Source organism: Amycolatopsis acididurans, assembly GCF_012328925.1.
Lineage (GTDB): Bacteria > Actinomycetota > Actinomycetes > Mycobacteriales > Pseudonocardiaceae > Amycolatopsis_E > Amycolatopsis_E acididurans.
The window spans coordinates 106,642-124,592 of record NZ_JAAXLS010000020.1; the positions used below are offsets into that span (position 1 = coordinate 106,642).

Sequence of the window (17,951 nt, forward strand, 5' to 3'; positions counted from 1 at the left end):
GATGGTCAGTCGAGCGCCGCTCCCGCGGTTTCCTTGATCGCCAGCAGCGCCACCAACGAGAGCACGGAGACCGCGGCAACAAAATAGCCACCGATCATGGGACTGCTCGTCGCGCTTTGCAGGGATGTCAGCAGGAGTGGGGTCGAGCCCGCGAAGACTGCCTGAGAAACGTTGAAGGCTATCCCGAAATTCGTCGTCCGCGTCCTGGTCGGGAACAGCTCCACGAATGTCACCGCGATGATGGGGACGACGGCGCCGGCGAGCGCGCCGAACACCACCAGCCCGATCGTCAGCATCCCCTGACTTCCCGACGTGATCAACATGAAGCACGGGTACGACAGCACGATGAACCCGACGGCGATCGCGATGAGCAGTCGCCGTCGGCCGACACGGTCGGACAGCCACGCGCCGAGGAAGGTTGTTATCAGTGCGATTCCGACCGCGATAATCGTCGGTGAGAAGCTTCGCCATCCGGTCAAATGGAGAGTGTTGCTGGCGTAACTCGGCAGATAACCAAGAAGCAGATAAAACGTTACGCCACCAAATGCCTGGATGCCGATAGCCTTGACCAGAGTTATGCGGTTGTCACGATCCGTGAGGGCCTCGCGAATCGGAGCGCTGGCCCGATTCCCCGCTTCCGCCAACTCGGCAAACGCCGGCGTCTCCTCGAGGCGATTCCGGATGTACAGACCGATCAAGCCGAGCGGCAACGCGATGAGGAACGGGACGCGCCAGCCCCAGGCCGCCATCGTGTTGCTTGCCACGAGGAGGGTCATGATCCCGGGCAGCAAGGCACCCGCCAACGTGCCCGCCACCGCTCCGGCCTGTACGGCGGCAACGTTCAGGCCGCGCCGTTCGGGTTTGGAGTGCTCGGCGACGAAACACACTGCGCCCGGAGTCTCGCCGCCACCACCGATCCCCTGCACCATGCGAAGCAGCGTGAGCAGCACCGGCGAGATGATTCCCACCGCCGCGGCACTCGGCAGGGCACCGATGAGCGCAGTCGCAATCGAGGTCGTCAGAATCGTCATCGTCAGCGCCCTGCGCCGGCCCAGACGGTCCGCGACGTTTCCCCAGAGAATCCCACCCAACGGCCGCGCGGCAAACGCGAGCGCGAAAACAGCAAAAGTCGCCAATAACGCACCGATACCGCCGACGCCCGAAAAGAACACGTGTGCCAGAGTCGACGCGAGAACACCGTAGACAGCGAACTCGTACCACTCGACGAACGAGCCGACCGCGCCACCGACGACCACTTGGCGTATTCGCGTTCCTGTTGCCGATTCCGCTGCAGACGGAGCTTCATTCCGCCGTCCCGCCGTGGGGACGGCCCTGTCCGGGCTTCTCATGCCAATGCTCCTTTTCGCGAGTTCAGGAACCCGTGAACTCCGGCGGGCGCTTCTCCGCGAAGGCGGCCCGCCCTTCCGAATAGTCATGGGTCATGCCGTGCCGGTGTTGCATCCGCGCTTCCAGCTCCAGGTGGCGGCGCAGCACCGGCAGCCGGTGGAGGCCCAGATTGCGCTTCGCCCTGCCGATCACGTCCGCATCGGCGGCGGCGATCCGGGCCGCCAGCTCCTCGCCCACGGCAGCAAGCTCGTCGACAGCGTGCACGGACCGGACGAGCCCCCAGTCCTGAGCCCGGCGCGCGTCGAGTCGCTCGCCGAGCAGGCACAGCTCAGCGGCGCGGGTCGTCCCGACCCGTTCGGTCAGAAAGGCCGTGACTCCACCGTCGGGGGACAGCGCGAGCTTGATGAAGGCCAGCAGGAAGAAGGCGTCCTCGGCCGCGATCACGACGTCGGAGGCCAGAGCCAGCGAGACGCCGAGCCCGGCGCACGCACCCTGCACCGCCGTGATAAAGGGCGTGCGAGACCCCCGAATCGCCAACGCGATCGGGTTGTAGATGGTCAGGAGGCGGACCGAGAGATCCGGGGCGCCCTCCGGCGTGACCTCACGCGCGTTGTTCACGTCCGCGCCCGCGGAGAACGCGCGACCTGCTCCCGTCACAAGGCCACATCGCACGTCCGGGTCCGCTGACGCCGACTGGACCGCGGCAAGCAGCTCGCGCCCCAGATCCGGTGTCCACGCGTTGAGCACCTCCGGGCGGTTGAGGCGGATGTGGGCGATGCCTGCCCGCACCTCGTACCGGACCGCGGGCCCCTCGCCGGCCATCAGGCCCGTGACGCGCGCTGCGCATGCGCGGCCAGCACCTCGGCGTACTTCTTTTCGGCCGCCTCCCGGCGCGTCGGGATGTGTTCGGCGGGCCAGAGGCCGGGATTGCGTTGGTAGCCCTTGAGGACCTGGCGGGCGACCGTCCTGCGGTGCACCTCGTCCGGGCCGTCGTATATCCGTGCCGCGCGGGCGCGTCGGTACATCATCGCCAGCGGCAGGTCGTCGGAATAGCCCAGTGCGCCGTGGACCTGCAGGGCGCGGTCGACAACGTCGTGCAGCACCTTCGCACCGAAGAACTTGATCAATGAAATGTCCGTGCGGGCCTGTTTGACGCCGAACTGGTCCATCCGCCATGCGGCGTGCAAGGTCATCAGCCGGGCGGCCTGCATTTCGGCCGCCGAGTCGGCGATCCAGTTCTGCACCGTCTGTTTGTCGGCGAGCTGCCCGTCGAACACCTCCCGCTGCAGAGCCCGCTCACAGAGCATGTCGAACGCCCGCCTGGCCTGTCCCAGCCAGCGCATGCAGTGGTGGATCCGGCCCGGTCCCAGTCGCGCCTGTGCGAGTTTGAAGCCGCCGCCCCGCTCGCCGAGCAGGTTCTCCTTCGGCACCCGGCAGTCCCGGTAGAACACCTCGGACTCGCCGAAGCCGAAGGGGTGGTTCGGGACATCGTGCAGGTTCTGGATATTGCGCGCCGGGTCGAAGCCGGGAGCGCCCTTCGGCACGATGAACATGGACGCACGCTGATGGGGTGGAGCATCGGGATCGGTCACGGCCATGACGATGACGAAGTCCGCGATGTAGCCGTGGCCGGTGAACCATTTGTGCCCGTTGATGACCCACTCGTCGCCGTCCAGTACGGCCGTGGTGGCAAGGCGGGTCGGATCGGATCCGGCGCCCGGCTCGGTCATGGAAAACCCGGAGTACATCTCGCCGCGCAGGGACGGCTCCATCCACTGTTGTTTCTGCTCCGGCGTTCCCGCGAGCGCGATCAGCTCGGTGTTGCCGGACTCGGGAGCCTGGTTGCCGAAGACCAGCGGGCCCCAGTGAGTCGCACCGAGGATCTCGTGCATGAGCGCGAGCTTGAGCTGTCCGAAACCCTGCCCGCCGAGCTCGGGCGGCAGGTGCGCGGCCCACAAGCCCCGCTCCCTCACCTGCTCCTGGAGTCCGGCGATCAACTCGCTGAACACCTCCGCGGGTGCCTCGAGGACCTCGAGCGGGAGGATCTCCTCACGCATGAAAGTCCGCATCCACTCGAGCTGCGGTTCGAATTCGGGGTCAACACTGAAGTCCACAGTTCAGTTCCTCTTCACGACAGGATCTCGAGCGCACCGTCGATCAGGCCGATCACGGTATCGGGCATGAGGTCGTAGATGGGGTCGGGTCGTTTGCCGCGGCGGTGCAGCATCGTGTTGTAGCCGACGATGGCGGCGTATTTGAAGTAGCTCAGCGCCACGAACCACTCCACGGGCTGACTGGCCGCGCCGTACTCGTCGATCAACCACTCGACCGACGCGCGAACGGCGCCGCTGGGGTTCGGGTCTTTCGGGAAGTCGTGTCGCTTGGCGATAACGCACAGCGAGCCGAGGTCCAGCAACGGCTCGCCCAGCCCGGCGATCTCCCAGTCCAGCACCGCGGCCACCTCGGTGCCACGAAAAAGCAGGTTGCCGAAGGTGAAGTCACCGTGCACCAACCCGGCGCGAGGCGAGCCGGGTGGCATCGTCTTCGCCAGGCTCCGCCTCAGCTCGTCCGCGCGGGCGGTCAGCTCCTGGGGCGCCCGGTCGATCAGCTTGCTCCAGCGGTTCAGTTCCTCCGGTAGCCCCGCAACGGATTCCCCCGCGATCCCGGTCCCCTCGGCGGGGACCGCGTGGAGCTGTTTCATGGCGGCCACGGCGGCCCTGGCCAACTCGGTGTTGTCCTCGCGAGACGCGGCGACGTCGGCACGCACGCCGTCGACCGCCTCCATGAGGATGAAGGGCCGCCCGTCGAGGGCCTGCGGGTCGTCGCAGATCACCGGCACGGCGGGCACTGGCAGCCCGCGGGCGCGCAGGGCGGACATGATCCGGCCCTGGCGGGCCACGTCGGCCGGCCCCTTGGGCTGGGCACCGGGCGGCGGCAGCCGGAGTACGAGCCGCGGATACGGCGCACACTCCAGGTCGACGAAATAGGTGAAGCCTGAGTGGCCTTCGGGAATCCGGTTGAGGGCGGTGACCTTCAAGTCGCCCGCCCCGAACTCGAGCCGGCAGAAGTCCTCCAGCCTCGCGCGCAAGGCTTCATCCGTGCTAACCACGGCCGTCCCCGTTCGTCGCTTCGGTCGCCGCGCGGTCGAGCCGGACACCCGGTGCCGAGCGTGCCGCCGACGCCAGCACTTGCTTGGTGCTCGCCAGCGCCACCGTCGGCCCGGCGGCGAGCCGCGCGGTAAGCGCGGCCGCCGCGGCGCGCGTCTCCCCAGCCGGATGCACGGCGTTGAGCACACCCCAGTCGAGTGCCTGCTTCGCACTGACCTTGTCGCCGAGCAGGCACAGCTCGGATGCTCGTCCGATCCCGATCCGGTCGACGAGCAAGGGCCCCAGGTCTCCGCTCAGCGCCGCGTCCAAGCTCGCCGCGGGAATCGCGAACGAGGCGGAGTCGGCGGCGACGACCAGGTCGCACGCGAGCGCGATCAGCACATCGGTTGCCACGCATTCGCCCTCCACCGAAGCTACGAAAGGCACCGGCGCGGTTCGCACCGTGGTGACGACCGAGCAGGCCACGTCCGAAGGCATCTGCGCGACCGCGGGGGACGGGCTGGTCCCAGCGCCGACTGCCGCACTGCCGAAACCGCACAGCAGCACGGCACGAACCGTGCGATCGGCGAGCAATCCGTGCAGGGCACGCGGGAGGTCAGCGGCCGCGGCGACAGCCGGGGGGTGGAAACCCCCGCTACCGCCCAGCTCGATCGTCGCCACGCCGCCGGAACGCCGCGGCGGGACGGCGGTCATGCCCGTCGTCATCTAGTACGCCCACCTTCCGTTTACCACGGCCAAAATTTAATCACAGATTTTACATCACAGACAGAGGTTTGCGTAAGTTCGCGGAACCCAAGCGACGCGAGACTGAACCCCGCCACGGATGGCGCTCAAGACAGCCGCTCCACAACCATCGCCATGCCCATACCGCCGCCGATGCACATCGTGGCGACGCCCACCTGACCGTCGTCAGCCCGCAGTGCTGTGATCAGCGTGCGAATCAGGCGCGCGCCGGTCATGCCGAAAGGATGCCCGAGGGCGATGGCACCACCGTGGGTGTTGAGCCGGTCCATGTCCAGACCGAGTTCACGCTGTGCGGCGAGCACCTGGGCGGCGAAGGCCTCGTTCATCTCGACCAGATCCACATCGTCGAGGGTCATCCCAGCACGGGACAGGGCACGCCGCGTCGCCTCGACCGGGCCCAGTCCCATGATCTCTGGCGACAGGCCGCTGACCGCGGACGAAACGATGCGCGCCAGCGGCGGCCACCCCATATCCCGCGCCTTATCGGCGCTTGTGATCACCAGAGCGGCCGCGCCGTCGTTGAGCGGGCAGCAGTTACCCGCGGTCACCCTGCCGTCCTCGCGGAAGACCGGTTTCAGTGTCGACAGGCTCTCGAAGGTGACCCCGCGCCGAGGTCCGTCATCCGCGCATATCTCGGTTCCATCCGCCAGCACGACCGGAGTGATGTCCCGCGCCCAAAATCCGTCGTCGATCGAGGCCACGGCGCGTTGCTGAGAACGGGCGGCGAAGTGGTCCATATCGGCGCGGCTGACGTCCGCCACTCGCGCGACGTTCTCGGCGGTCAAACCCATCGCCAGATAGAGGTCCGGCAGCCAGCCTTTCTCACGCGGATCCGTCCAGCCCTCCGCTCCGCCTGCCGCCGTCGCGGCACTACGGCGGCCGGCCTCCGCGAAGACGGGGTTCTGGGTGTCGGGCCACCCGTTCGCGGTTCCTCGATCAAACCGCGATGCCGTCTCCACACCGCCCGCCACCACGATCTCGGCCTCCCCCACCGCGACCGAGTGAAAAGCCATCCGCGCGGCCTGCAACGACGATGCGCAGTAACGGTTGACCGTCGTCCCCGGCAAGTGGTCGTGCCCGAGCAGCACGGCCACGACCCGAGCGATGTTGAAGCCTGACTCTCCTGCCGGCTGCGCACATCCGAGTACGAGATCGTCGATCTCGGGCGGTTCCAGGCCGGGCAGGCCGGCAAGAGCCGCCCGGACGATCTGCGCCGCCAGGTCGTCGGGCCGAAGCGTGGCCAGAGACCCCTTGCCCGCCCGGCCGATCGGCGATCGGTGCGCGGCGACGATCACCGCGTCCCTCACCAAGACAGCTCCCGTCGTGACAGCGCTCCGGAGAGCGCTTGACCATGCCAAGTGGCGGGGCTACCGTCTGCAACGAAGCATTTGATCACACATCAAAAACTATCACACAGAACTCGCGCAGAGGATGGTCAATGCGTCACGCGCCCGATTTCGACCAGTACTCGAAGAGGTATCCGCACGCCGCGATGCAGCGCGACGAAAACGGCGTCCTCGAGCTGACCTTGCACACCGATGGCGAGAGTCTGGTGTGGACACAGGAAGTCCATGACGAGCTGCCGTACCTGTTCACCGACATCGCCGGCGACCGGGAGAACAGCGTCCTGCTACTCACCGGCGCCGGTGACGCGTGGTGTGACGACCTCGACTTCACGACCTTCCAGGTCACCACCGCGGAGAGCTGGGACAACATCCTCTACGAGGGCACCCGCCTGCTGACCACCCTGCTGGCCATCACCGTGCCGGTCGTCGCCGCCATCAACGGGCCGGTCCGGTTTCATTCGGAGCTGCCGATCATGTCTGACGTGGTGGTGGCCTCCGAGACCGCGGTGTTCTCCGACCGGGGCCACTTCGCGAAGGGTGTCGTGCCCGGCGACGGCGCACATGTCGTGTGGACCCACGTCCTGGGCCCGAACCGTGGCCGCTACTACTTGCTGATGGGCCAGGAGCTCAACGCCGACGAGGCGAAGGCCGCCGGCGCGGTCGCCGAGGTCCTGCCGCCGGCCGAGGTGCTGCCGCGAGCTCGCGAGATCGCGCGATACCTTGCCGCCAAACCATTTCTGACCCGCCGCTACGCACGCGACGTGCTGACTCGCGAGTATCGCCGGCTCCTGGCCGACGGCGTCGGTACCGGCCTCGCACTTCAGGGACTGGCGACGCAGGCCAGCTGGGACCACTGAACGCCCGCCAGGCCTTGAGCCACGACCATGACCGCGTTACCGTGATTTTACATCTTTGATTAAATTGAAGGAGCCTCCGGTGTCACAGGAGATCGCCAGGGACGTCACCTTCGCCAACATCGCGAACATGACCGTCATCCGGGACCACGCGGACATCCAGTCCGTACTCCGTTCCCCCGACGTCGTCCAGCTCAAGGGCGACCTGCCGCTCGAGGGACGACCGTTCACCACAGGTTCGCTGTTGGCGATCAACGGAGATCAGCACCTCGCACGGCGGCGGCTCTACGCCACCCTGTTCTCCAACGAGATGCTCCACTACCTCTACGACCACGGCAGCCGCCCGGTCATCGTCGACACGCTTGTCCGGCTCGCCGAGGACTCCGCGAAGGCAGGGACCGAGCCCGAGGCCGACCTCGCCGAGATGGGCGCGATGCTGCTCTACCGCGTCGCCGCCCAGATCGTGGGCGTCGACGGTGTCGAGACGGATGAAGGAGTCAACGCGTTCACCCGGATCGTCGACGGCATCGGCAAGGGCATCGCGCTGGAGTGGATCCACGACCCGGACCCGATCGTGGTCGAGGCGCAGGCCGCACAGGAAGAACTCCGGGAGCGGTTCTTCAATCCCTCGCTCGCCCGGCGGCGGGAGCTGGTCCAGGCCTATCGCGAAGGCCGGATCGAGCGCGCCGATCTGACCAGGGACGTCATCACGCTCTGGCTCCTCGACACCGACAGCGACGTCGACGAGGAAATGCTGCTGATCGAGGTCGGCGTCTTTCTCAACGCGTCGACCCGCACGACGGTCCGGGTGCTGCCGCACATCGTGCAGCGCATCGCGACCTGGCTCGACGAGCACCCCGAGGACCGGCAACACGCCACCGAAAGCACCTTCCTGCGTGGCGCGATCAGTGAGTCTCTCCGGCTGCACGGCCTGATCCCGGCCCTGTTGCGGCGCGTGGTCAATCCGATCACGCTGCCGAGCGGAGCGACGCTGGAACCGGGCGAGCAGCTGGCACTGATCTTCCGTGACGCCAGCGTCGATCCCGAGATCTACGGCGACGACACGATGGAGTTCGACCCTTACCGGATCAACCGGCTTCCGCGAAAGACCTCGCCATGGGGTCTCGCGTTCGGCGGGGGTGCCCACATGTGCATCGGCCGCAGGCTGGTCACGGGTGGCGACTGGCGCCGGGACAGCGAAGCCTCGGACCGGGATGTCGACGGCAGCCTCGTCGCCATCGTCCGCGCACTGTTCGAGGCCGGGGTCCGGCCACACCCTGACAAGGCCGCGGTCGACCACGTTTCGGCGCATTTCTCGGAATACGACGAATACCTGACCTACCCCGTGACGTTCACGACCCTCGACCGGTTCGTCGCATCGGCACGAGCAAGCACCAAGGAGGCATGAATGACGACCCCTGAGCAGTCCACGAAGGTGACGGTCGACCAGGTCGCGTGCGAGGGCACCGCCTTCTGCGTACGCAGCCTGCCCGACGTGTTCGAGCTCAACGACGACGGCGTCGCCGAGGTGAACGAGGCCGGCGCGCGGCAGGCGGCGTTCGCCGATTTGCAGGATGTCGAGAACATGTGCCCGACCACCGCGATCCGGGTCGCCAACGGATGACATCCCGACTCCGTGTCTGGGCCCTCGCCCCGGCACCCATGACGCGGCCCGACCGGATCCGGGCCTTTGCCGAACAGACCGAGGCCGATGGCTGGGACGGGCTCATGTTCCCGGACAACCAGAACCTCTGGGGTGACACCTACGTATCGATGACGGTGGCGGCGACGGTGACCAGTCGGCTGTTGCTCTGCAACGCCTCGACCAACCCGGGGACCCGTCACCCCGCCGTCACCGCCTCCGCGGTGGCCGCCGTCGACCAGGTATCCGGAGGGAGGGCGTCGCTGGGCATCGCGAGGGGCGACTCCGCCCTCGCTCACCTCGGTGCGGCGCCCGTCGCCGTTGCGGTTCTGAACGAATACCTGGGTGTCGTACGCCGGCTCCTGCACGGCAAGCCGGTGCCATTCGCCGATCTCGAGCGCTGGCGCCCGTCGCGGGAGATCGACTCCCTGCCGCTGCACAGCGGTCCGGATGACAGCAGGTTTTCCTGGTTGGGCGAGGAGGCCAGGCCGGTGCCGATCACGGTGTTCGCCTCCGGGCCGCGCACCATCGAAGTCGCGGCCCAGCACGCCGACCGCGTCATTTTCGGACTCGGTGCCGACCCCAAGAGGCTGGCGTGGGGCGTACGCACAATGCGGGAGGCTTGCGAACGGATCGGCCGCGACCCCGCCGAGGTCGCGCTCGGCGGCCTGATGAGTATCGCAGTCTCGGACGATCTCGAGTTCGCGCGCTCGCTGGTGGCCAACATCGTCGCCTCCAGCGTGCGCTTCTCGTCGATGCACGGAACGGTGAAGGGCCCGAGCACCGACGCGGAGCGCCGCGTGTTCGAGAAGGTCGCGACGAGCTACGACATGCGCGCTCACGGCGAAACGGCGAACCAGGTCCAGGCCCTGACACCGGAGTTCATCGACCGGTTCGCCCTGGTGGGCCCAGCGGAAACGTGTGTGGACCGGCTGGCTGAGATCCGCGACCTCGGGCTCGACGACGTCCTGCTGATCGCGCCACGCAACGACACCGAGACGGCGGGCGCGGCGAGCGCGCGGGCGCTGGTGGAGGGCGTCCTTCCCGCCGCGCGTGGTCGCCGGGAGAAGATCGCTTCAACGGAAGTCTGACGATGAGGCCGTTCGGCCGGCTGCCGACGTTCTGGCGGCTGCCCGCTGCCTGACCTGGCGACACCACGCGGCTCCCGTACATGACCAATGGGCAATGCCGCCACTCACGTGAGTGGCGGCATTGCCCGCGCTACCGGCGGGCTCGCAGGCAACCCACCCCTCAGTCGAATTCGACCACTTGTCGCAGGATGGTCGGATCCTCGTCGAGTGCCTTGAGCGCGTCCGGGAACTCGTCGACCTTCAGCCGGTTGGTGATCACCGAGTCCAGATCGAGCTTTCCCAGCAGGTACAACTCCGCGAACAGGGCCGGATCCCGTTGCGGAAGGCAGTTCCCGCCCACGTTGCCCCGCAGCGTCTTACCGTGCACGGAGAGCTCGTTGAGGTCGAACTCGACACGACCTTGTGTACCGCCAAGGCCTGTGATGACGACGGTCCCGGCGGTGCGGGCCGCGTCCCAGGCCGCGCGCAAGGTCTCCGGACGCCCTACGTTCTCGAAGGAGTAGTCGAAGCCACGGCCGTCCGTGAGATTGTGGATGGCGTCTTGCACCTCATCCGGCGTAATCGCATGAGTTGCGCCGAAATGCAGCAGGGATTCGTGCTTGGGCGTGGCCGGGTCGACGGCGACGATCGTGCCGCAACCCGCCAGTTTGGCGCCCATGATCGCGCAGGCCCCGATCCCGCCTCCGCCGAAGAAGATCGCGCTCGACCCGGCCTCCGGCTTGGCGACGTTGATGACCTGACCGGTACCCGTCCGCACCGCGCATCCGATCACGCTGGCCACATCGAATGGCACGGCCTTCGGCAGCACGATCGCGGCGCTCGCGTCGACAACGATCTCCTCGGACCAGGTACCCCGGCCGATCATCGAATGCACTCCGGTGCCGTCGGCGAGTTTGAACCTCACCTGGGAACCGCTGAGATCGCGGCGCTCGCAGAACTGCGGCGAACCGTGGGTACACAGGTAACACTGACCGCACGCGGGCGAGTCGATCATGACATGCTGGCCGACCTGGCGGTCGGTCACCTGCTCCCCCACTTCCACGATGATGCCGGCGCCTTCGTGACCGGCGACCAGCGGCAACGCGGTCGGCCACTTGCCGTTGGTCGCGGACAAGTCCGTGCGGCACACACCGGCGGCCTTGATCTGGACCCGGACGTCGCGCGGCCCCAGCTCGAGCGTCTCGACGTCATCCCGGACGCCGTGCCGCCCGAACTCCTCGATCACGAATGCGCGCAAGTCTTCCCACCTTCTCCAACGTAGATGAACCGGCGAAGCCGATGCCAAATAGCGGCGCAAGCAGCCGCGTGAAGCGACAGTCAGGAGGCGGCCGTCTCCTTCGTGGAGGCAACGAACTCCTCGATCCGATCGAAGACGACCGGGTAAGCCACGTACTCGTCGAACTGGGACAAGTGCGCCTGTCCATGTGACACGGACTCGCTGTCCGTGTCCGGCCGCACACCGGCCTCGAACATCGCCCGGACGATCGCGACCACGGTGCCGTCGATGTGCCGGTCGTCCGCCGAGGAGCCCTTGCGCCAGTCGCCGCCGGTGACCAGACGCCGTCCGATGCACATGTGTGCGCCACCGCCGAACGACATGCCCCACGGCGCGCCCTTGATGCCCCGTTCGATCCGGTACGGGTTCCACTCCGCCGCGTCCTCACCGAACACGTTGGGATCCTTGTTGGCATCGACGTAGTCGAGGGCGATCATCTCCCTGGCCGCGATCTGCGCCCCACTGGGCAGTACGACGTCTCTGATCGCACGGCGCTGCATGGCGGGCAGGCCGTGGAACCGGAGCGTCTCGGCAATGGCCCCGCGCAGGAAGGCGCTCTCCGTCGTCCTGGTCGCGTCCTCCGGATGGGCCGCGACCCAGTCGGTGATCGCCTGAATGACGTGCGGCAGGAGCCGCTGGGTCGTCCTGGTACCGGTGTAGAGGAACAACTCGAACTCGACCAGGAGGTACTCCTCCTGCTCTGGCGACTCACCCTTGAGCAGCGACTCGTCGTTCAGCAGCCAGAGCGTGATCAGATCTCGTGGCAGGTCGCTCTTTTCGAGCCGCCCCGCGCGGAATGCCTCGACCAGCTCGCGGCGGCGGGCCGTACATGGCTCGAGGTACCGCTTCCGGAGTTCCTCCTTGCCCGCGAGTGCCTCCTGCACGAAGGATTCCGGGTTGTCGAAGAACTCGATCGAGATTCCCTTCGCGTACCGCTCGATGACATTGGTGAACGCGTGGACGTCTTCGTCAGTGTCGATACCGTCGACTCCCGCTACCCGTGCCGAGACCCGGTAGAGCATCAGCGGGACCAGCTTCGCCAGATCGGCCGCCGGCCGCGCGGAGGCATCTTGAGCCGCCCGGTAAACGTTGTGCAGGGCCTCCACGATCACCGGCCGTGCGGCACGGTGGTAGAGGTAGCTGAGGGCGTCGTTGGAGAACAGCGGCGAGTACAACCGGCGGCGCGCCAGGTGTTCCGCACCGTTGAGGCTGAGCAGCGTCCCCCGGTTGAACGGCCTCCCGATCTCCGGAACATCGCCCTTGAGCTGCACGAAGTCGGGCGATTTCAACACAAAGTTGATGTCCTCATAGCTCCTCAGCACCGTCAGGCCTTTGATACTCGCGTAGTCGACGTTGCGCTCGACTGCAGCCTTCGTCATCGCGGCCTCCCGCCGTTGGATTTGCTCAAATATCAAATTTAGGGCCGCACTTACGCCACGGTCAAGGACTCTGGGCAATATTTGACAACATGTCATAGATCAGGAATTCTGCTGCTATGCCAGATGACACGACAGCAGCGTCAGAGCGGACCGACGTCGACTCCGTCCTGACCTGGTACCGAGGAATGAGCAGCCAGGACGCGAAGCTGGCGATGTCGAAGTTCACGGAGGACTGCCGCTACTGGGCAGTCGGCCTGACCGACCACGGCCTCGAGCGCTACTGGATGACCGGACGTGACGCCATCACCGATTACCTCTCCGAAAACTGCACCCGCACCGATCCGGGCAAACTGACCTACACGCCGCTGCACATCGGGGTGGCGGGCAAGACCGTTCTCGTCGAGTGCACCACCGACGCCTGGTTCTCGATCGGTCACCACTACACGAACCGGGGCGTGTACGTGTTCGACTGCAACGATGACCACGACGTCGTCGAGATGCGGCCGTTCTACGACTGGGGGCCGGTTGCAGCCCATCGGCGCGCCACCGGCTGGACAGGCGCGCAGGACATCTAGTGGTCGCGCCCGTTAGTTCGTCGGGGGGTGTCCCTATGGGTTTGTCAAGCCGGTCGGGGTGCGGGGGTTGGTAGAGGGTCTTGTTGCGGAGCATGGCGAAAAGGACATCGCAGCGGCGGCGGGCGAGGCAGATGAGGGCGGCGTTGTGCTTCTTGCCCTCGGCCCTCTTGCGGTCGTAGTAGGCCCGGCTGGTGGGGTCGGACAGGGCTGCGAAGGCGGCGAGGAAGAACGCGCGTTTGAGCTTGCGGTTGCCGGTTCTGGCGGGGTGTTCGCCACGGATGGAGGAGCCGGAGCGATGGGTGACGGGTGCGATGCCGGCATAGGCGGTCAGATGGCCGGAGCTGGCGAAGGCGGAGGCGTCGCCGATCTCGAGCAGGATGCGGGCGGCGGTCCTGACCCCGATGCCGGGCATGGAGGTCAGGACCCGGGCAAGAGGGTGCGCATCGAGTATCTCCTCGACCTCGGACGCGACAGTTTTCCGTTGTGTGAGAACGGTCTTCAGGCTCTCAGCGATGCGCGGCAACACGGTGTCGGCTGCGGCGGTGCCGGGGACGACGACGGTCTGCTGGTCCAGTGCGGCCAGGATGGTGTCGACCAGTTTGGCGCCCATGCGAGGCGCGTGCTTGGTCGCGATCGCGGTGAGTTTGCGGCGCCCGGCCTTGCGGATGCCGATCGGGCCGCCGCAACGGGAGAGGATCTCCAGCACAGCGAGGTGGGTGACCTTGGGGCCGAGGACACGTTCGAGGGCGGGGTGGATGCCGGTGAGCAGGCCGCGGATCCGGTTACTCAGCCGGGTGGCTTCGGCGGCGAGATCGTCGTCGTAGCCGACCAGCACATCGAGCTCGGCCAGGGCGTCGTCACCGACGTCGACCCGACGCAGTGCATGGGGAAGGGTGCGGGCGGCATCGGCGATGATGTAGGCGTCGCGGGCGTCGGTCTTGGCATTGCCCGGGTAGAGGTCGGCGATCCGGCGCATGGCCAGGCCGGGCAGGTAGGCCACCTCGTGCCCGCAGTCCCGCGCGACCGCAACCGGCAGCGCGCCGATCGTGGCGGGCTGATCCACCACAACCAAGATTGGACCGTGCTGGGCAAGCCGCTCGAATACTTCCCGCAGCTTGGGCTCGCTATTGGGCAGTGCTGCGTCGTGCAGCCGCCTCCCGTCCGGGTCCAGGCCGACGGCGTGGTGCACGCCCTTGCCGACGTCCAGACCCAGGAACACGCTATAACCGTTGTTCACGCACGGCACTTTCGTCTCGTCGTTCCTGGCCGCCAGTCAGGCATCCACGGCCGACAGCCACGTTACGACGAGACCTGCCCTACGGGCGGCCGTGTCCCTATCAGCGGTCCGAAGATGCCACCAAACCCGGTGACACCACCCCCCGGATCATGGGTTCGACTGGGGGCATAAGTCATGCCGGGCCTGGCGACCACGAGCCCCTTGATCAGGAGCTACGAAGACGGTAACGGGGGGTGATCATGCTGCCAGTGGTTGGGGTGCGTGGCGGTCATGATGGCCGATCCGGGCAAGTAGCTGGTTGAGGTCGTGGCGGGTGAAGGTCCAGCCGAAGGGGCTCGCCGTGGTGTTGTAGCGGCTCTGGAAGGACAGGAGCCGTTGTTCGACCTCGTCCAGGTCGAAAAAGTCGTCTGGGGTGAGTGCTTTTCGTTGCACAGCTGAGAAGTAGATCTCTACTTGGTTCAACCACGAGGCGTGTACTGGTAAGTGGATCATGTGCGCATTGGAAAACGCGTCGTTCATTCGGGCTGCGGCGGCCCAGTTGCGATGAGATGCCCCGTTGTCCACGACCCAGAACACGCGGCGGGCGCTGGCGTAGGGTTCGCTGGTCATGACCTGATCGACCAGGCGCGAGAACGGGGCGATGCCGGTAGTGGGCTCGCAGCGGCCGAGCACACGGGCTCGATGCACGTCATAGGCGGCGAGGTAGGCCAGTGTGCCGCCGCGAGTGTATTCAGATTCCACCCGCATCGGCCTGCCCAGGCCGGTCGGCAGGGGCTTGTGTTTTCGGTATCGGGCTTGGACGCCGGGTTTCTCATCGGCGCTGAGGACGAAGTCGTTCTCGCCCAGCGGTTCGCCTTCCCAGACGCGGGCATACAAGTCGAGCACCCGGGCTGCCTTGACCGCGAAGTATGGGTCGCGGGGAAAGATCCACGAGCGATGCTGCCACGGCTTGATTGCATCCGCGGCCAGCCACCGGCGCACCGTGGAGGTCGACACCCGCTCGCAGACACCACGAGCCACCGCCTCACGGGCCAGCTCCGGGCAGCTCCACCGCGCCAACGGCGCCTCCGCCTCCGCGGGCAGCTCGCAGGCCAGCGCTTTCACCTCGGCGACGACCGTGGCCGGGAAAACCCGGGGCCTCCCACTGCGCGGCCTGTCGGCCAGTCCCGGCAGCCCTTCGCGGCAGAACCGCTTGCGCCACTTGCGAACCGTGTCCACGACAACCCCGAGCGCGCGAGCGATGTCGGCATTGCATTGCCCGTCAGCGGCGCACAGCACGATCCGCGCCCGCAACACCTGCCGATGCTCGGCACGACCACGTCGCGACAGTGCCTCCAGTGTTTGTCGATCCGCCGAGTCCAGCGTGATCACATACGGGCTACGCGCGGCCACCAACCCACTCATTTCAAGATCGACTATGGGAGTGAGACGGTATCGGGCAGGATCGTTCCCATGGCTTCCCCGCCCGAGTCGACCAAGACTTCGCTGCGTCAACGCCTGCTGGCCCGCGCACGGGAACGCTGGCCCCAACTGACCACAGTCCACGTGCGTCACCACGGTGCGTTCGCTTACGTCGCCGGCGAGCTCGCCGACGGCACCACGCTGCCGCTGTTCCGACTGCGCTACAACGGATCCGCCACCAGTTGGGGGTTCGCCATCTACCGCGCCAGCCACGAGGACTACGAAAACTCGATCCTGCCCAGCGGCTACCCCTTCGGCACACCACAAGAAGCACTCGACTGCGCCTGCGGGCTCTACCTCAACGACACCACAGCCTGGCAACCCCGACGAACTAACGGGCGCGACCACTAGTGTGTCGCGCCTGAAATTTTGAGTGTAGATGCCTATAGTGTTTCTATGTCCCGTCGTGGTCCTCAGGCTGTCGAGGTCGTGTTGTCCGAGCAGGAACGTGTCGAACTGTCGCGCTGGGCGGGCGATCGAGCGCGTCCCCGCTTGGCGGAACGAGCACGGATCGTGTTGGCCTGCGCTGAAGGGAAATCGAATACCGCGGTGGCGGCCAGCTTGAATCTCACGGCGATGACGGTGGGTAAGTGGCGCTCCCGGTTCGCCGTCGATCGGTTGGACGGCTTGAATGATCAGCCGCGGCCGGGCCGGCACAAAGCGGATTTGGTGCTCGATGACGAGGAACGGGCGCAACTGGCGCGGTGGGCACGGCGAGCCAAGACCGCCCAATTCCTCGCGCTACGGGCGAAGATCGTGCTGGCCTGCGCGCAGGGCGGGACGAACAAGCAGGTCGCCGCCGACCTTGGCGTGTCCCAGACAACGGTGAACCGCTGGCGGTCCCGGTTCATCGCCAAGCGGCTGAACGGCCTGGTTGACGAGCCTCGGCCGGGGCGTCCGCCCTCGATTCTGCTCGACCGGGTCGAGGACGTCGTGGTGACCACGTTGGAGTCCACTCCGGGCAGGGACACGCATTGGTCGCGGGCGTCGATGGCGGCGCGTACCGGGTTGTCCAAGTCGACGATCGGGCGGATCTGGAAGAAATTCGACCTCAAGCCGCACATGCAGGACTCGTTCAAGCTCTCCACCGACCCGCAGTTCGTGGACAAGGTCGTGGATGTTGTTGGCCTGTACCACAATCCGCCCGAGAAAGCGGTGGTGCTGTGCGTGGACGAGAAGGCTCAGATCCAGGCCCTGGACCGGTCCCAACCGATGTTCCCGATGATGCCGGGCACGCCCGAGCGCCGCACCTACGACTACCTGCGCCACGGCATCACCAGCCTGTTCGCCGCGTTCAACATCGCCGACGGCACCGTCATCAGCGAACTGCACCACCGTCACCGCGCGGTCGAATTCAAGAAGTTCCTTGTCACGATCGACAAAGCGGTGCCCACCGAACTCGACGTGCACCTCGTGTGCGACAACTACGGCACGCACAACACCCCGGAGATCAAAGCGTGGCTGACACGTCGGCCGCGTTTCCACATTCACTTCACCCCCACCGGATCGAGCTGGATCAACCAGGTCGAGCGGTGGTTCGGGCTCCTGACCGACAAACTCATCCGCCGCGGCGTCCACACCTCCGTGAAAGCGTTGGAGAAAGACATCACCGCATGGATCGAAAACTGGAACCACGACCCCAAACCCTTCACCTGGACCAAGACCGCCGACGAGATCCTCAACTCTCTCGCCGACTACCTCGCCAAGATCACCGAAGCCACCTCAACTAATAAGAACTTAAACTCGTAATTTCCGGCGCAGGACACTAGTGGTCGCGCCCGTTAGTTCGTCGGGGGGTGTCCCTATGGGTTTGTCAAGCCGGTCGGGGTGCGGGGGTTGGTAGAGGGTCTTGTTGCGGAGCATGGCGAAAAGGACATCGCAGCGGCGGCGGG

16 protein-coding genes and 1 pseudogene are annotated in these 17,951 nt (G+C 66.6%); 7 read left to right on the forward strand and 10 right to left on the reverse strand.

All coding sequences use genetic code 11. From position 1 onward, the window contains the following. Nucleotides 1-5: 5 nt before the first annotated feature. The 6 genes from HFP15_RS25160 to HFP15_RS25185 all read right to left on the reverse strand — a co-directional run bounded on the left by HFP15_RS25160 (nt 6) and on the right by HFP15_RS25185 (nt 6,505). A complete protein-coding gene (locus HFP15_RS25160) occupies nt 6-1,349 on the reverse strand; it encodes an MFS transporter (protein ID WP_168519210.1) in 1,344 nt (447 codons plus the stop codon). Between the two features lie 22 nt (nt 1,350-1,371). Continuing rightward, a complete protein-coding gene (locus HFP15_RS25165) occupies nt 1,372-2,169 on the reverse strand; it encodes an enoyl-CoA hydratase/isomerase family protein (RefSeq protein ID WP_168519211.1) in 798 nt (265 codons plus the stop codon). Next, complete coding sequence (locus HFP15_RS25170; protein ID WP_312871741.1) at nt 2,169-3,461, reverse strand: acyl-CoA dehydrogenase family protein; 1,293 nt, start codon at nt 3,459-3,461, stop codon at nt 2,169-2,171. Before HFP15_RS25170 ends, HFP15_RS25165 begins: the two co-directional genes overlap by 1 nt. A gap of 14 nt (nt 3,462-3,475) precedes the next feature. Next, on the reverse strand, nt 3,476-4,435 hold the full coding sequence (locus tag HFP15_RS25175; RefSeq protein WP_168519212.1) for a phosphotransferase family protein: 960 nt from the start codon (nt 4,433-4,435) through the stop codon (nt 3,476-3,478). Nucleotides 4,436-4,448: 13 nt separating this feature from the next. Beyond that, nucleotides 4,449-5,159, reverse strand: coding sequence for an enoyl-CoA hydratase/isomerase family protein (locus HFP15_RS25180; RefSeq protein WP_168519213.1), 711 nt, complete (start codon nt 5,157-5,159; stop codon nt 4,449-4,451). 125 nt (nt 5,160-5,284) lie between these two features. Further along, complete coding sequence (locus HFP15_RS25185; RefSeq protein ID WP_168519214.1) at nt 5,285-6,505, reverse strand: acetyl-CoA C-acetyltransferase; 1,221 nt, start codon at nt 6,503-6,505, stop codon at nt 5,285-5,287. A 131-nt stretch (nt 6,506-6,636) separates the two neighbouring features. On the opposite strand from HFP15_RS25185, the gene HFP15_RS25190 reads away from it, so the two are divergent. From HFP15_RS25190 to HFP15_RS25205, 4 genes are all read left to right on the forward strand, one after another. Continuing rightward, nucleotides 6,637-7,401: an enoyl-CoA hydratase/isomerase family protein gene (locus tag HFP15_RS25190; RefSeq protein WP_168519215.1), complete on the forward strand. Its 765-nt coding sequence runs from the start codon at nt 6,637-6,639 to the stop codon at nt 7,399-7,401. Nucleotides 7,402-7,480: 79 nt separating this feature from the next. Further along, entirely contained in the window at nt 7,481-8,806 is a 1,326-nt protein-coding gene (locus HFP15_RS25195) for a cytochrome P450 (protein ID WP_168519216.1), read from the forward strand. After that, the gene (locus HFP15_RS25200; RefSeq protein WP_168519217.1) at nt 8,807-9,022 is read left to right on the forward strand and encodes a ferredoxin; all 216 of its coding nucleotides are present in this window, start codon (nt 8,807-8,809) and stop codon (nt 9,020-9,022) included. It abuts the gene before it with no gap. A 38-nt stretch (nt 9,023-9,060) separates the two neighbouring features. Beyond that, nucleotides 9,061-10,131, forward strand: a complete 1,071-nt coding sequence (locus HFP15_RS25205; RefSeq protein WP_168519218.1) for an LLM class flavin-dependent oxidoreductase — start codon at nt 9,061-9,063, stop codon at nt 10,129-10,131. 160 nt (nt 10,132-10,291) lie between these two features. On the opposite strand, the gene HFP15_RS25210 is transcribed toward HFP15_RS25205, so the two are convergent. After that, on the reverse strand, nt 10,292-11,368 hold the full coding sequence (locus tag HFP15_RS25210; protein WP_168519219.1) for a zinc-binding dehydrogenase: 1,077 nt from the start codon (nt 11,366-11,368) through the stop codon (nt 10,292-10,294). An 80-nt stretch (nt 11,369-11,448) separates the two neighbouring features. Beyond that, entirely contained in the window at nt 11,449-12,786 is a 1,338-nt protein-coding gene (locus HFP15_RS25215) for a cytochrome P450 (RefSeq protein WP_168519220.1), read from the reverse strand. Between the two features lie 116 nt (nt 12,787-12,902). On the opposite strand from HFP15_RS25215, the gene HFP15_RS25220 reads away from it, so the two are divergent. Then, nucleotides 12,903-13,361, forward strand: coding sequence for a nuclear transport factor 2 family protein (locus HFP15_RS25220; RefSeq protein ID WP_281355634.1), 459 nt, complete (start codon nt 12,903-12,905; stop codon nt 13,359-13,361). Between the two features lie 55 nt (nt 13,362-13,416). Here the strand turns inward: HFP15_RS25220 and HFP15_RS25225 are convergent. Beyond that, nucleotides 13,417-14,598: pseudogene (locus HFP15_RS25225) on the reverse strand (IS110 family RNA-guided transposase); the annotation flags it as partial. A 237-nt stretch (nt 14,599-14,835) separates the two neighbouring features. Continuing rightward, nucleotides 14,836-15,990: an IS630 family transposase gene (locus HFP15_RS25230; RefSeq protein ID WP_210717823.1), complete on the reverse strand. Its 1,155-nt coding sequence runs from the start codon at nt 15,988-15,990 to the stop codon at nt 14,836-14,838. A gap of 60 nt (nt 15,991-16,050) precedes the next feature. On the opposite strand from HFP15_RS25230, the gene HFP15_RS25235 reads away from it, so the two are divergent. Further along, nucleotides 16,051-16,410 carry a hypothetical protein gene (locus tag HFP15_RS25235; protein WP_168519222.1) on the forward strand — a complete coding sequence of 120 codons (360 nt, stop codon included), beginning with the start codon at nt 16,051-16,053 and terminating at the stop codon, nt 16,408-16,410. Between the two features lie 45 nt (nt 16,411-16,455). Next, nucleotides 16,456-17,808, forward strand: coding sequence for an IS630 family transposase (locus HFP15_RS25240; RefSeq protein WP_168519223.1), 1,353 nt, complete (start codon nt 16,456-16,458; stop codon nt 17,806-17,808). Nucleotides 17,809-17,951 lie beyond the last annotated feature (143 nt).